This is a genomic window from Pedobacter sp., assembly GCF_046462515.1.
Lineage (GTDB): Bacteria > Bacteroidota > Bacteroidia > Sphingobacteriales > Sphingobacteriaceae > Pedobacter.
Genome location: NZ_JBKGVD010000005.1, coordinates 1 through 13,795, shown reverse-complemented (window position 1 = coordinate 13,795; position 13,795 = coordinate 1). Strand labels below are relative to the sequence as shown.

At 37.1% G+C, this 13,795-nt stretch carries 22 protein-coding genes; 1 reads left to right on the top strand and 21 read right to left on the bottom strand.

The genetic code is table 11. The annotated features are described in order from the left end of the window. Positions 1-107: 107 nt before the first annotated feature. From rpsN to ACLHG9_RS04930, 16 genes are all read right to left on the bottom strand, one after another. Positions 108-377 carry a 30S ribosomal protein S14 gene (rpsN, locus tag ACLHG9_RS05005; RefSeq protein ID WP_243360580.1) on the bottom strand — a complete coding sequence of 90 codons (270 nt, stop codon included), beginning with the start codon at positions 375-377 and terminating at the stop codon, positions 108-110. After that, on the bottom strand, positions 377-943 hold the full coding sequence (gene rplE / locus ACLHG9_RS05000) for a 50S ribosomal protein L5 (RefSeq protein ID WP_410220413.1): 567 nt from the start codon (positions 941-943) through the stop codon (positions 377-379). The genes rpsN and rplE overlap by 1 nt, the downstream gene beginning before the upstream one ends. After that, on the bottom strand, positions 943-1,284 hold the full coding sequence (gene rplX / locus ACLHG9_RS04995; RefSeq protein WP_243360576.1) for a 50S ribosomal protein L24: 342 nt from the start codon (positions 1,282-1,284) through the stop codon (positions 943-945). Before rplX ends, rplE begins: the two co-directional genes overlap by 1 nt. 1 nt (position 1,285) lies before the next feature. Then, positions 1,286-1,654, bottom strand: coding sequence for a 50S ribosomal protein L14 (gene rplN / locus ACLHG9_RS04990; RefSeq protein ID WP_199132375.1), 369 nt, complete (start codon positions 1,652-1,654; stop codon positions 1,286-1,288). A 1-nt stretch (position 1,655) separates the two neighbouring features. Then, the gene (rpsQ, locus tag ACLHG9_RS04985) at positions 1,656-1,910 is read right to left on the bottom strand and encodes a 30S ribosomal protein S17 (protein ID WP_113638059.1); all 255 of its coding nucleotides are present in this window, start codon (positions 1,908-1,910) and stop codon (positions 1,656-1,658) included. 13 nt (positions 1,911-1,923) lie between these two features. Further along, positions 1,924-2,136, bottom strand: a complete 213-nt coding sequence (gene rpmC, locus ACLHG9_RS04980) for a 50S ribosomal protein L29 (protein ID WP_243360575.1) — start codon at positions 2,134-2,136, stop codon at positions 1,924-1,926. Between the two features lie 72 nt (positions 2,137-2,208). Then, positions 2,209-2,631 carry a 50S ribosomal protein L16 gene (gene rplP, locus ACLHG9_RS04975; RefSeq protein WP_243360573.1) on the bottom strand — a complete coding sequence of 141 codons (423 nt, stop codon included), beginning with the start codon at positions 2,629-2,631 and terminating at the stop codon, positions 2,209-2,211. Positions 2,632-2,664: 33 nt separating this feature from the next. Beyond that, positions 2,665-3,480, bottom strand: a complete 816-nt coding sequence (gene rpsC, locus ACLHG9_RS04970; protein WP_243360572.1) for a 30S ribosomal protein S3 — start codon at positions 3,478-3,480, stop codon at positions 2,665-2,667. A gap of 5 nt (positions 3,481-3,485) precedes the next feature. Continuing rightward, entirely contained in the window at positions 3,486-3,848 is a 363-nt protein-coding gene (rplV, locus tag ACLHG9_RS04965) for a 50S ribosomal protein L22 (RefSeq protein WP_243360570.1), read from the bottom strand. A gap of 7 nt (positions 3,849-3,855) precedes the next feature. After that, positions 3,856-4,122, bottom strand: a complete 267-nt coding sequence (gene rpsS / locus ACLHG9_RS04960) for a 30S ribosomal protein S19 (RefSeq protein WP_097132819.1) — start codon at positions 4,120-4,122, stop codon at positions 3,856-3,858. Continuing rightward, a complete protein-coding gene (gene rplB / locus ACLHG9_RS04955; RefSeq protein ID WP_410220412.1) occupies positions 4,122-4,946 on the bottom strand; it encodes a 50S ribosomal protein L2 in 825 nt (274 codons plus the stop codon). Before rplB ends, rpsS begins: the two co-directional genes overlap by 1 nt. A gap of 24 nt (positions 4,947-4,970) precedes the next feature. Next, complete coding sequence (gene rplW, locus ACLHG9_RS04950) at positions 4,971-5,261, bottom strand: 50S ribosomal protein L23 (protein ID WP_410220411.1); 291 nt, start codon at positions 5,259-5,261, stop codon at positions 4,971-4,973. A gap of 1 nt (position 5,262) precedes the next feature. Further along, positions 5,263-5,892, bottom strand: coding sequence for a 50S ribosomal protein L4 (rplD, locus tag ACLHG9_RS04945; protein ID WP_243360565.1), 630 nt, complete (start codon positions 5,890-5,892; stop codon positions 5,263-5,265). Between the two features lie 4 nt (positions 5,893-5,896). Further along, a complete protein-coding gene (gene rplC, locus ACLHG9_RS04940) occupies positions 5,897-6,514 on the bottom strand; it encodes a 50S ribosomal protein L3 (RefSeq protein ID WP_410220410.1) in 618 nt (205 codons plus the stop codon). Positions 6,515-6,683: 169 nt separating this feature from the next. Further along, positions 6,684-7,064 carry a DUF1634 domain-containing protein gene (locus tag ACLHG9_RS04935; RefSeq protein ID WP_410220409.1) on the bottom strand — a complete coding sequence of 127 codons (381 nt, stop codon included), beginning with the start codon at positions 7,062-7,064 and terminating at the stop codon, positions 6,684-6,686. Between the two features lies 1 nt (position 7,065). After that, the gene (locus ACLHG9_RS04930; protein WP_410220408.1) at positions 7,066-7,908 is read right to left on the bottom strand and encodes a sulfite exporter TauE/SafE family protein; all 843 of its coding nucleotides are present in this window, start codon (positions 7,906-7,908) and stop codon (positions 7,066-7,068) included. A gap of 226 nt (positions 7,909-8,134) precedes the next feature. Here ACLHG9_RS04930 and ACLHG9_RS04925 point away from each other — a divergent pair, with 226 nt between their 5' ends. After that, on the top strand, positions 8,135-8,818 hold the full coding sequence (locus ACLHG9_RS04925; protein WP_410220407.1) for a hypothetical protein: 684 nt from the start codon (positions 8,135-8,137) through the stop codon (positions 8,816-8,818). A gap of 3 nt (positions 8,819-8,821) precedes the next feature. Here the strand turns inward: ACLHG9_RS04925 and ACLHG9_RS04920 are convergent, their stop codons facing one another. The 5 genes from ACLHG9_RS04920 to rpsL form a co-directional block, all read right to left on the bottom strand. Beyond that, the gene (locus ACLHG9_RS04920) at positions 8,822-10,039 is read right to left on the bottom strand and encodes a M14 family metallopeptidase (protein ID WP_410220406.1); all 1,218 of its coding nucleotides are present in this window, start codon (positions 10,037-10,039) and stop codon (positions 8,822-8,824) included. A gap of 195 nt (positions 10,040-10,234) precedes the next feature. Continuing rightward, positions 10,235-10,540 (bottom strand): 30S ribosomal protein S10, encoded by a 306-nt coding sequence (gene rpsJ, locus ACLHG9_RS04915; protein ID WP_008244591.1) that lies wholly within the window; start codon positions 10,538-10,540, stop codon positions 10,235-10,237. 126 nt (positions 10,541-10,666) lie between these two features. Beyond that, positions 10,667-12,790 carry an elongation factor G gene (gene fusA, locus ACLHG9_RS04910; protein WP_410220405.1) on the bottom strand — a complete coding sequence of 708 codons (2,124 nt, stop codon included), beginning with the start codon at positions 12,788-12,790 and terminating at the stop codon, positions 10,667-10,669. Positions 12,791-12,889: 99 nt separating this feature from the next. Continuing rightward, a complete protein-coding gene (rpsG, locus tag ACLHG9_RS04905; RefSeq protein WP_410220404.1) occupies positions 12,890-13,357 on the bottom strand; it encodes a 30S ribosomal protein S7 in 468 nt (155 codons plus the stop codon). An 18-nt stretch (positions 13,358-13,375) separates the two neighbouring features. Next, positions 13,376-13,789 carry a 30S ribosomal protein S12 gene (gene rpsL / locus ACLHG9_RS04900; RefSeq protein ID WP_002993550.1) on the bottom strand — a complete coding sequence of 138 codons (414 nt, stop codon included), beginning with the start codon at positions 13,787-13,789 and terminating at the stop codon, positions 13,376-13,378. Positions 13,790-13,795 lie beyond the last annotated feature (6 nt).

Genomic DNA, 13,795 nt, shown 5'->3' with positions numbered 1-13,795 from the left:
TTAATATTCTGTTTTGCTGCTATATGTCAATGAGCCATAAGCTGTAAGGGCTGCAAAAATACAACTTACAACTTATAACTCAAAAACTTATATTATTTTAATGATAATTACCAGCTAGCTTTTCTAACTCCTGGTATCTTACCTTCTAAAGCCATTTCACGAAATGTTACCCTTGAGATACCAAAAGTACGCATATAACCGCGAGGACGACCTGTTAACTTACAACGGTTGTGTAAACGTACAGCCGAAGAGTTTTTAGGTAATTTATCTAATGCTTCATAATCGCCGGCCGCTTTTAACGCTGCACGTTTCTCAGCATATTTAGCCACCAATTTTTGGCGTTTAATTTCGCGAGCTTTTACTCCTTCTTTTGCCATTATTGTTCTGCTTTTTGATTTTTAAATGGTAATCCAAATTGTTTTAAAAGTTCCAATGCCTCAACATCGTTAGTAGCTGAAGTTACAAAAGTAATATCCATACCTAAAATCTTGTTGATTTTATCGATGTTGATCTCAGGGAAAATGATTTGCTCAGTGATACCTAAAGTATAGTTACCCTTTCCATCAAAGCCTTTATCATTGATACCTTTAAAATCACGGATACGAGGCAAAGCTACAGCAATTAATCTATCTAAGAACTCATACATGTTGTTATCACGTAAAGTTACACGTACACCAATTGGCATACCTTTACGTAATTTAAAGTTTGAGATATCTTTTTTAGATTTTGCAGGTACAGCTTGTTGTCCCGCTATAGTTGATAACTCTGCGATAGCGCTATCAATAACTTTTTTATCAGCTACTGAAAAACGACCTACACCTTGGTTGATAGAGATTTTTTTCAACTTAGGCACTTGCATGGCAGATTTGTAGTTGAACTTTTCTTTAAGAGCGCCTACAATCTCCTCTTTATATTTGCTTTTTAATCTTGGTACGTATGCCATTATTTAATTTCCTCCCCTGAAATTTTAGCAACTCTAACTAATTTTCCGTCGGCATTTAATTTACGGCCAACACGAGTAGTTTTACCAGATTTTGGATCAACCAACTGAACGTTTGAAATATGAAGAGCAGCTTCTTTTTTAATTATACCACCGTTAGGTGCAGCAGCACTTGGCTTAGTGTGTTTTGATACAAGGTTTACACCTTCTACCACCACTCTGCTTTTAGATACAAGTACTTCTTGTACTTTACCTTGTTGTCCTTTAGAATCTCCTGCAATAACTTTTACAAGGTCTCCTTTACGGATCTTTAATTTTGCCGGTTTGTTAACTTTGTTTCCCATTTTATAATACCTCCGGTGCTAATGATACAATTTTCATGAATTGTTTTTCACGCAGTTCTCTTGCTACCGGGCCAAAGATACGTGTGCCACGAGGCTCATCTTGGTTGTTTAACAACACGGCTGCATTGTCGTCAAAACGAATATATGAACCATCTTTACGACGGATTTCTTTTTTCGTTCTTACTACAACTGCTTTAGAAACAGTTCCTTTTTTAATGTTACCAGAAGGCAATGCGCTTTTTACGGTTACAACAACTTTGTCACCAATCGAAGCATATCTTTTGCCGGTTCCACCAAGTACACGGATAACCAATACTTGTTTTGCGCCGCTATTATCGGCTACGTTTAATCTTGATTCCTGTTGTACCATCTTATTTAGCTCTTTCTAAAATTTGTACTAATCTCCAGTTCTTGTTTTTACTCAGCGGACGAGTTTCCATGATCAATACTGTATCACCGATACCGCATTCGTTTTTCTCGTCATGAGCCATAAATTTGGTAGTTTTCTTAACGAACTTACCATAAATCGGGTGTTTCACTTTACGCTCTACCGCTACAACAACAGATTTGTCCATCTTATTGCTTACCACCAACCCGGTTCTTGTTTTTCTTAATTGTCTTTCCATTTCGACTCTAAAGTTATTTAGTTTCAGTAGCTGACTGAGCTTTTTTAACGCTAGTCAATTCAGTGTTTAATCGAGCTATTTCCTTTCTGATCGCTTTAATACGACTAGGATTTTCAATAGCCGAAATTGTATGTGCAAATTTTAACTTTGTTAAGTTTTGCTTTTCTTCTGCAATCTTAGCTACTAGTTCTTCTTGAGAAAGCCCTTTGATTTCTGAGTTTTTCATTTTATTAAATTTTATGTTAGGTCTAGCGGTTATAATAACAAGTTACTTACAACATTGATCCTAATCCTTATTTTATGCTTCTACGTAATCTCTACGTACTACAAATTTTGTTTGAACAGGTAATTTCTGAGCAGCAAGTCTTAATGCTTCTTTAGCAATTGCCAACGGCACGCCTTCTGCTTCAAAAATGATACGTCCGGGTCTAACTACGGCAACCCAATATTCTGGAGCACCTTTACCTTTACCCATACGTACTTCAGCAGGTTTTTTAGTTACCGGTTTATCCGGGAAAATTCTAATCCAAACCTGACCTTCACGTTTCATATAACGAGTTACTGCAATACGGGCAGCCTCTATTTGGCGACTTGTAATCCAAGTTGCTTCTAAAGACTTAATCCCGAAAGACCCGAATGATAATTCTGAACCACGAGTGGCCAGACCTTTCATTCTGCCTTTTTGCATCTTTCTGAACTTGGTTCTTTTTGGCTGTAACATCTTATTTTATTATTATCGTTGAACGACTGTTAATTATTTACGTGGACCTCTGTTGTTTCCACCTTTATTATCTCTTCCATGACGACCACCACCACGCTTATCGTTTCTTCTGTCGCCACCTCTGTTGTCTCTGCCACCATCGCGGCCACCGAAGTTACCTTCTGGTCTACCACCTTTGCCTGGAGCATTGTTGGCAGCACCGATATTTGGAGAAAGATCGCGTTTACCGTAAACCTCACCTTTACATATCCAAACTTTAATACCTATTTTACCATAGGTTGTTAAAGCTTCTGCTAAAGCGTAGTCGATATCAGCACGGAAAGTATGCAAAGGAATTCTTCCTTCTTTATACTGTTCTGTACGAGCCATCTCTGCACCACCTAAACGGCCAGAAGTCATGATTTTGATACCTTCTGCTCCCATTCTCATGGTTGATGCGATAGACGATTTCATTGCTCTACGGAAAGAAATCCTAGCTTCTAATTGTTTTGCAACACCTTCTGCTACTAACTGCGCATCAAGTTCAGGACGTTTAATTTCGAAGATATTGATCTGAACTTCTTTTTTAGTCAGTTTCTTTAACTCTTCTTTAATTTTATCAACCTCTTGACCCGCTTTACCGATTACGATTCCCGGACGTGCTGTATGAATAGTAACTGTGATGCGTTTTAAAGTACGCTCAATTACTACCTTAGAAACACCGCCCTTTGCAATACGTGCTGAAAGGTATTTTCTTATTTTTTCGTCCTCAACTAATTTGTCAGCATAGTTGTTGCCTCCGAACCAGTTAGAATCCCAACCTCTGATGATTCCTAACCTGTTACCTATTGGATGTGCTTTTTGTCCCATTTCTGTTAATTAGTTTGAGTTTCAACGTTTTTACTATCTACTACCAAGGTCACGTGATTAGAACGTTTACGAATTCTGTAACCACGACCTTGTGGAGCTGGTCTTAGTCTTTTTAACTGGCGACCACCGCCTACCATTACCGATTTAACGAATAATTGGCTTTCCTCAGGGCGAGAACCTGCATTTTTTTGTTCCCAGTTATTGATAGCAGATAATAAAAGTTTTTCAACTCTGATTGCTGCCTCTTTATTGGTATATTTTAAAATATGTAATGCTTTCTCAACACGCTCACCTCTGATCAGATCTACAACCAAACGCATCTTACGAGGCGAGGTTGGACAATTGTTCAATTTTGCTACTGCTTCCATCTCTTAATTATTTTTTCTTTTCAGAGTGACCTCTAAATGTTCTGGTTGGAGCGAACTCCCCTAATTTATGGCCAACCATGTTTTCTGTTACGTATACTGGTATAAATTTATTGCCGTTATGCACTGCAAATGTGTGACCTACGAAATCTGGTGAAATCATCGATCTACGAGACCAAGTTTTGATTACAGTCCTTTTGCCTGAATCATTCATAGAGTTTACTTTTTTCTCTACGTTATGGTCAATATAAGGTCCTTTTTTAATTGAACGAGCCATTATTTCTTCCTTTTCTCTATGATGAAACGATTTGAATATTTTGTAAGCGAACGGGTTTTGTAGCCTTTAGCTAATACACCGTTTCTTGAACGAGGGTGACCTCCTGAAGCGCGGCCTTCACCACCACCCATTGGGTGATCAACAGGGTTCATCGCTACCGGACGTGTACGAGGACGACGACCGATCCAACGGCTACGACCTGCTTTACCTAATACCTCATTTGCATGATCTGAGTTAGAAACAGCACCAATAGTAGCTAAGCAAGTAACTAAGATTAATCTGGTTTCACCCGATGGCATTTTAATCGTTGCATATTTTCCATCTCTGGCTGCTAATTGCGCATAAGAACCTGCGCTGCGAGCTAACTGAGCCCCTTTTCCTGGATGGATTTCCAAGTTGTGGATAATAGATCCCAATGGAATGTTAGCTAATCTCAAAGTGTTACCTACTTCTGGAGTAGCTTTATCACCCGAAATAACTGTTTGTCCTACCTGTAATCCTTCAGGAGCAATAATGTAACGTTTCTCACCATCAGCATAATGCAATAATGCGATGCGTGCTGTACGGTTTGGATCATATTCAACAGTAGCAACTGTTGCAGGAATATCAAACTTATCACGTTTAAAATCAATTAAACGGAAAGATTTTTTGTGACCACCGCCAATGTAGCGCATAGTCATTTTACCTGTATTGTTACGACCTCCCGATTTTTTAGAAGATACAACCAATGATTTTTCGGGCTTGGTTGCTGTAATCTCCGTAAAGCTTGCGCCTACTCTGAAACGAGTACCCGGAGTAACTGGTTTAAATTTTCTTAAGCCCATAGTTATTATTATATTCTATTTAAATTAAATATTTGCGTAATAATCTATTGTTTCGCCCTCTTTAAGAGTTACAATAGCTTTTTTGTATTTAGGGCTACGACCGCTAACTAGACCACTTTTAGTGTTTCTGGTTTTAGTCTTACCAACAACAACCATTGTGTTTAATGATACAATGTTAACACCGTACATTTGCTCAATAGCTTGTTTAATCTGCAACTTATTTGCCTTAGGGTTTACCTTGAAGGTAAAACGATTAGTCTTTTCGGTTAATAAAGATGCTTTCTCGGTTAATATTGGTTTTTGTAAGATTTCCATATTACTTAGCGAATGCTTCCTCCAAAGTTTTAAGCGAACTAGCAGTTACTAAAAGTTTACCAGCGTTTAATACATCATAAGTATTTAAATCACCAGCGGTAGTTACTTTAGCTTTCTGAATGTTTCTGCTTGATAAATAGATATTATTATTTTGTGCAGGTAGAACTAATAACGTTTTCTCTCCAGTTAAATTTAATGCGTTAACTAAATTGATATAGTTTTTAGTTTTAATAGTATCAAAAGTAAAATCTTCTAAAACCACGATGTTGTTATCCTGAGCTTTATACGCTAAGGCAGATTTACGTGCTAATGATTTTAATTTTTTGTTTAATTTGAAACTATAGTCTCTTGGCTGCGGACCAAAAACACGACCACCGCCATTAAATAATGGAGATTTAATGCTTCCGGCACGGGCACCACCTGTACCTTTTTGTTTATATAATTTACGGGTAGAACCCGCAATCTCATTACGTTGTTTAGATTTGTGAGTTCCTTGACGTTGGTTAGCCAGGTATTGTTTCACATCTAAATAAATCGCATGGTCGTTTGGTGTTACACCAAAAACCGACTCAGGAAGTTGCACCTTGGCACCTGTCTCTTTTCCTGAAATATTTACTACTTTAACTTCCATCTGCTTACTTATCTAAGATTACGTAAGATCCTTTAGCTCCTGGTACGGAACCACTAACTACTAATAGGTTTTGCTCAGCATAAACTTTCAAAATCTGTAAGTTCTGAATTTTTACGCGGTCTCCACCTGTTCTACCAGCCATGCGCATTCCTTTGAATACACGTGAAGGCCAAGATGAAGCTCCTAATGAACCCGGCGCACGCATTCTGTTGTGCTGGCCATGAGTCTGACCACCAACTCCGCCAAAACCATGACGTTTTACCACACCCTGAAAACCCTTACCTTTTGAAGTCCCAACTACGTCTACGTAGTCGCCCTCATTAAAGATACTTACCGTAATGGTATCACCAAGATTTAAAGCATCTTCAAAGCCTTTAAACTCCACCAACTTACGCTTTGGAGTTGTGCTTGCTTTAGCAAAGTGACCTTTCAATGGTTGGTTTGTGTTTTTTTCTTTGGCATCATCATAACCCAACTGAATTGATGAATAACCATCGTTTTCTTCGGTTTTAACTTGTGTAACTACACAAGGCCCAGCTTCGATAACTGTACAAGGAATATTTCTTCCTTCTGCATCGAAAATACTGGTCATTCCTACTTTTTTTCCAATAATTCCTGACATTTTCTTAATTAAATTAACACCCATCGAAGCAGTAGGGCTTCGTTCAAGGTGGATATACAATCCCGCTAAGGGACCGCAAAATTAGAAAATAAATATTAATTTTCAAACAGTTAGCTAAAATTTTTTAAAAATATTTTAGCCTTTTTGAAGGGAGGTTGAGTCTGAGATTTTAATGAGCAAATCCGCCACTTAAACTCATCGCGATGATTAACAATACGATGATACATATAAGCACATAAAGGTAATCTTTTTCTATAAAAAAACTAACAGCAGCCATAACTATTCTGGCAATTGGTGTAAATATGAGCATAAGCAGGCCTAGCTGTATAATAGTAATGCCTTCTAATGCATGGAGATTAGTAAAAATAGACTTAATATCCTTGAGATGTACTTTTGCATAGTCAAATGTATGGTACTCTACGGACTTTCCTGCATTTCCCAATAAGTAAATAACAGCCCCTATTAAAACAGTTGCCATAGATAAAACAACACCTATTCTGAGCAGGTTTCCAATAATGGCCTGAATATCTTTATCCGTAACTTTATTCATATTAGCTTCCAAAACCTCCGGTTAATCCTTTATATATCATTTGTATGGCCAGTAGGGTAACAACTATAGCAAAAACCATTTTGAGTTTGGTTGTATTTGCATTAACCAAAACCTTTGCTCCTACAGTGGCTCCGCATAATACGCCTAAACAAACAGGCATTGCGATTGTAGGATCTATTTGTCCTCGATGTAGATAAACAATAGCACTTGCAGCGGCAGTTACTCCCATCATAAAATTACTGGTGGTGGTTGATACTTTAAAAGGCAAGCGCATAATATTATCCATAGCTACTACTTTTAGCGCTCCGCTTCCTATGCCTAATAAACCGGATAGCGTACCTGCAAAAAGCATCATAAAAAAACCTCCCCCCACATTTCTTACTGCATAAGGGGTTTCGATTCCCTGATTTGGATATGAACTATTTAATTTAAAAAACTTAGCTAAGTCACTACTATAATCCTGGTTAGCATGATCTACTTTTTTCCTTAAAGTCATAGCCGATGAAAAGATTAAAATCAGTCCAAAGATAACAGCCACGTATGAAGCATTCAAATAAACCGCTATTACAGCTCCCAATATAGCGCCTACCGTTGTTGCTATTTCTAACAACATACCTATACGCATATTGGTTAGACCTTCTTTTACATATGCCGCCGCTGAACCGGTAGAAGTTGCAATTACCGATATAATGGAGGCGCCTATAGCATAATGTATATCCACTCCCAAACCTAAAGTAAGCAAGGGTATAATGATTACCCCACCTCCCAACCCGGTTAAAGAACCTAAAAAACCAGCCAAGAACGAGCCGAGCAAAACTATGATGGTAAATAACAATGCGGTCATAAATCAAATATACAATTATGGTTTCTAGCTATTTTAAAAATCAGCAAAATAACAAAGTTCTTATTTAAAATATACTAAAATAAGCTTCGTTTTGTTTAAAAATAGTGACATAATATTTCGTAGTTTATAAAAAACGCCTATATTGAGCAAGCTTTATTTAAGGTTGCCTGATTTTACAGGCTTCAATTGCTGGCTGATACAATTGTTTAACCGAGAATCATTAAGTATGAAGACCAAGAATTTCTTAGCTATCTTTTTAGTAATATTTACCCTATCAGGTATTCAAGCCAAAGCCCAAACTAACCCCGCTCCTGTTCAAACTAAACCTACGGCAGCAGCTCCCGTTAAAAGAAGTTACAGTTTAAAAAATGATACTATTTTAAATAAAGATAACTCTCTTAACGGGCAATACCAGTTTATGCTTTCAAGATCTATGGGTACGGCAGATGGTTACAGAATGATTAACCCTAACAGGTTAACTACACTTTGGAAAAATGTTACAGACAGTATAAGAAAAGAGAAAGAAGAAAATAAAAGACTAAAATTAAAAATTACCGACAGCGAAAAAACCATTAGTTATTTAAAAACCGAAATATCGGGCAAAGATGCTTCTCTGAACGAAAACGTTGACAAGATAAACGAAATAAAATTTTTAGGGTTATCTTTTAATAAGAATAGTTACAACGTTTTCGTATGGAGTATTATAGGCATATTGATTCTGGCCTTGGTCATCATAATAACCCGCTCTGGAAAAAACATTACTGAAGCCAAACACCGCACGCAACTCTATAATGAAATAACCGAAGAATACCAGAACTTTAAAAGCAAGGCAAATGAAAAAGAACGTAAGCTCGCCCGCGAATTGCAAGATGAACGCAATAAACTTGACGAGCTGTTAAATCGTAAATAATTATTATTTTAATTCGTTCATTAAAACCTCTGCAACTTTTCTGGCTTTCTGTTTTAAATAAGGCCTTGGCGTATTATCACCTACTTCATAGGTTAATGCCTCAGCATTTAAAACTCTGCCCAACCAAGCTTTTGAAACATTGCCCCCGTTACCAGAAGGTTTTACTTCGGTTTTCTTTACACCTTCAAAGTCATGCAATCCCTTTATCCAGTTATTGACTAATCCGGGTTTGTTGGTATCATTCCTATCCTCATTAGTATAAAGGACATCATTATAAGTAGAATGAAAATCAAGGGCAAAATAAACCTTTGCATTTTGTTGTTTTACTTTATTTAATAAATATTCTCTAACAGCCCTTGTTTCTGGTTGTTTAAAATCTGTCCAGTCTCTGTTTAGGTCAACTCCAGCAAAACTGTGACGCCAGTTCCCTTCATCTACACCATCCGGGTTAATCATTGGGATAATAACAAGCTCATAATTCTTCAAAAAATTGCGGGCTTCTTCCGTATTGCCAGTTAAGGTCTCAACAAATTCAACCATTGCCATATAACCAGAAACTTCAGGCGGATGTTGTCTGCTTAAGACCACTATAACCTTTTTGCCATCACTTTTGGTTGTATTTAGAGCAATAATAGGTTTTCCACCTACACTATACCCTATTACTTGCTTATTTAAAGATCTTTCTGCTACAAACTTATCCATCCATTGATAAGATTGGGCAGCAGAAATAATCTCCTGAGCCGCTATAGTCAATGTATCTGTTGAAAGTTGTACTTTAAAATTAGCTTGTTTTTTGTCGGGACTTAATTTAACATGAGTAATGTTTTTCCAATCCACATAGTTTGTGGTAATCTTTGGTTCGTACCTGTGTTTATCTTCAGGATATTTTAAATTGATATAAACATTTTTATGTGGGGTACCCCAAACTTTAAAAGCGAACCATGGGCTAGGATTTATTGGTCTGTTTTCAGATTTGATCGTAATTGAATAAGTACTGTCATTCTCTTTTTCCAGCTGATTAATACGAGCAGAAGGAAAATTATTACTAAAAAAGACCCCTTGATCTTTAAATGCAAAAACTTGTTTTTGTTGGCGTTCTATTTTAATAGCGGACTCATCAATTTTAGCTGTTTTAACCTGAACCGTTTGCCTTTTTATGGCACAGGATGAAATTACAAGGGGAAAGAGCGTGAGATAGAAAAAAATGTGCTTGGTCTTCATTGCTTTCTGCTTAAGTTTCTTAGTTTTTCCTGTTTATTTGAGTTTCTAAAGAACAGGAATAATTAAGCCGTTAATATATAAAACCTTTTGTTTTCCTGTTGTAACAATTTAACTTCTGAATAAAACCAAAGGCTTATTCAATAAAAAAGGGTATCAAAATTATTTTGATACCCTTTTCGAATATTTTAAAAATCATTAAACTTTGATTTCTACTTCTACTCCACTTGGTAATTCAAGTTTCATTAAAGCATCAACAGTTTTTGAGTTTGAGCTATAAATATCTAAAAGACGTTTATAAGCACACAATTGAAACTGCTCACGAGCTTTTTTGTTTACGTGTGGCGAACGCAATACAGTAAAGATTTTCTTTTCTGTTGGCAATGGAATAGGTCCGCTAACAACTGCTCCTGTAGGTTTTACAGTTTTTACGATTTTCTCAGCAGATTTATCTACCAAGTTGTAATCGTAAGATTTTAATTTAATTCTAATTCTTTGGCTCATCGTATTTATTTAATTAATGTCGAAAGTTAGAGCTATTAATAACTAACGACGGATTTATCTTTAAAGGTTAAGATGTAAGGTTTAGGATTAAAACCTGTCACCTTACACCTTTACATTATACCTTAATTAGTCTTCGATAGACTTAATTTTTCCTTTTGATTTAGCTATAACTTCATCTTGAACATTACGAGGCGCTTCAGCATAGTGATCAAATTCCATTGTAGAAGTTGCACGACCTGAAGTAATTGTACGTAACTGAGTTACATAACCAAACATTTCTGATAGAGGAACGATTGCTTTGATTACCTGTGCGCCATTACGTGTATCTAAACCTTGCATTTGACCACGACGACGGTTCAAGTCACCCATTACATCACCCATGTTTTCTTCTGGAGTTAATACTTCTACCTTCATGATAGGCTCCATTAATACAGGGCGACATTTTGGTAATGCTTCACGGTAAGCCATCTTACCTGCTAATTCGAAAGATAATGCGTCAGAGTCAACTGCGTGGAATGATCCATCAATTAAGCGAACTTTCATGCCTGATAACGGATAACCAGCAAGTACACCATTATTCATTGAAGCTTCAAAACCTTTCTGAACTGAAGGGATGTATTCTTTTGGAATAGCACCACCCACAATTTCATTAACAAATTGAAGAGGATTTTTAGTAATATCCCAATCTTCGTCAACAGGAGAAATCACAACTTTGATATCAGCAAACTTACCACGACCACCTGATTGCTTTTTATAAACTTCACGGTGTTCAGTAGAACCGTTGATAGATTCTTTGTAAGCTACTTGTGGAGCTCCTTGGTTAACTTCTACTTTAAACTCACGTTTTAAACGGTCGATCAAAATATCTAAGTGAAGCTCACCCATACCTGAAATTACTGTTTGACCAGTATCTTCGTCAGTTTTAACTACGAAAGTAGGATCTTCTTCAGCTAATTTACCTAAAGCGATACCTAATTTATCTACGTCGGCCTGAGTTTTAGGCTCAATCGCTAAACCGATTACCGGCTCAGGGAATGTCATAGACTCAAGAACAATCGGATGTTTTTCATCACAAAGGGTATCTCCAGTTTTAATATCTTTAAAACCAACTACAGCACCAATATCACCAGCCTCAATAAAAGGAATAGGATTTTGCTTGTTAGCATGCATTTGGAAGATACGAGATATACGCTCTTTATTACCAGAACGGGTATTTAATACGTAAGACCCAGCTTCTAATTTACCTGAATAAGCACGGATAAAACATAAACGACCTACAAATGGGTCAGTAGCAATTTTAAATCCTAATGCTGCAAATGGCTCTTTTACATCTGGCTTACGAGAAATCTCCTCACCTGTATCAGGGTTAGTACCTTTTACAGCTTCCTGATCTAATGGCGAAGGCAATAATTCCATTACTAAATCCAACATAGTTTGTACACCTTTGTTTTTGAAAGATGAACCACAAACCATAGGAACAATAGAATTATCTAATACCGCTTTACGTAAAGCGTCTAAAATTTCACGCTCAGTTAATGAATTAGGATCATCAAAGAATTTCTCCATTAATGACTCATCATAACCTGCAACAGCTTCTAATAATTTTTCACGGTATTCAGCAACTTCATCAAGCATATCATCAGGAATTGGCACCTCTGTAAAGGTCATACCTTTATCATGCTCATTCCAAACAATACCACGGTTGTTGATTAAATCAACCACACCTTTGAAACTGTCTTCAGATCCGATAGGTAATTGTAAAGCTACTGCTTCAGAACCTAACATATCTTTAACTTGCTTAACTACTTTTAAGAAGTCAGCACCTGAGCGGTCCATCTTATTAACGAAACCAATACGAGGCACTTTGTAGTTATCAGCTAATCTCCAGTTCGTTTCAGATTGAGGCTCAACACCATCAACAGCCGAAAATAAGAATACTAATCCGTCTAAAACACGTAAAGAACGGTTTACCTCTACAGTAAAGTCAACGTGTCCGGGCGTATCAATAACATTAACATTATATTTATTACCACGGTAGTTCCAGAAAACGGTAGTAGCAGCCGAAGTAATGGTTATACCACGCTCAGCTTCCTGTACCATCCAGTCCATAGTAGAAGCACCCTCGTGTACCTCTCCTAATTTGTGGTTAACTCCAGCATAATAAAGAATACGCTCAGTAGTAGTAGTTTTACCAGCATCGATGTGTGCAGCGATACCAATATTTCTTGTAAATTTTAAATCTCTTGACATCTTGTTTTATTAATGAATGAATGAGAAAATGAGTGAATGAGTGAAAGCTTAACGCATTCAAAACTCAATCATTCAATCATTCAAAATTCAATCATCTATTTAGAATCTGAAGTGTGAGAACGCTTTATTAGCCTCAGCCATTTTATGCGTGTCTTCTTTTTTCTTAACTGCTGCACCTTCACCTTTAGCTGCCGATACCATCTCTGCTGCTAATTTTTCTTTCATGGTTTTTTCTCCACGCTTACGAGCGTAAGTAATTAACCATTTCATACCCAATGCCATTTTACGATCTGGTCTAACCTCAGTAGGAACCTGGAAGTTTGCTCCACCTACACGACGAGATTTAACCTCTACCGAAGGACTGATATTGGCTAATGCACGTTTGAAAACTTCTAAACCATTTTCGCCAGCTTTTTTCTCTGCAATTTCAACTGCATCATAGAAAATAGTGTAAGCGATAGATTTTTTTCCATCGTACATCATGTTATTTACAAATCTTGTTACCTGAACATCGTTAAATTTAGGATCAGGAAGAATGATTCTCTTTTTTGGTTTTGCTTTTCTCATTTCTATTGTCCTCCTAAATTATTTCTTTTTACCTTTTGCTGGTGCTGCAGCTGCCTGTCCTGGTTTAGGGCGCTTAGTACCATATTTACTACGACGTTGGTTACGACCTGCTACGCCAGATGTATCTAATGCACCACGGATGATGTGGTAACGTACACCTGGTAAGTCTTTAACACGACCACCACGGATTAACACGATTGAGTGCTCCTGTAAGTTGTGACCTTCTCCTGGAATATAGGCATTCACCTCTTTACCATTGGTTAAACGTACACGGGCTACTTTACGCATTGCTGAGTTTGGTTTTTTAGGGGTAGTAGTATATACACGTGTACATACACCTCTTCGCTGTGGACATGAGTCCAACGCTGGCGACTTACTCTTGTCAACCAGAGCTACTCTACCTTTTCTAACTAATTGTTGAATAGTAGGCATTTACCT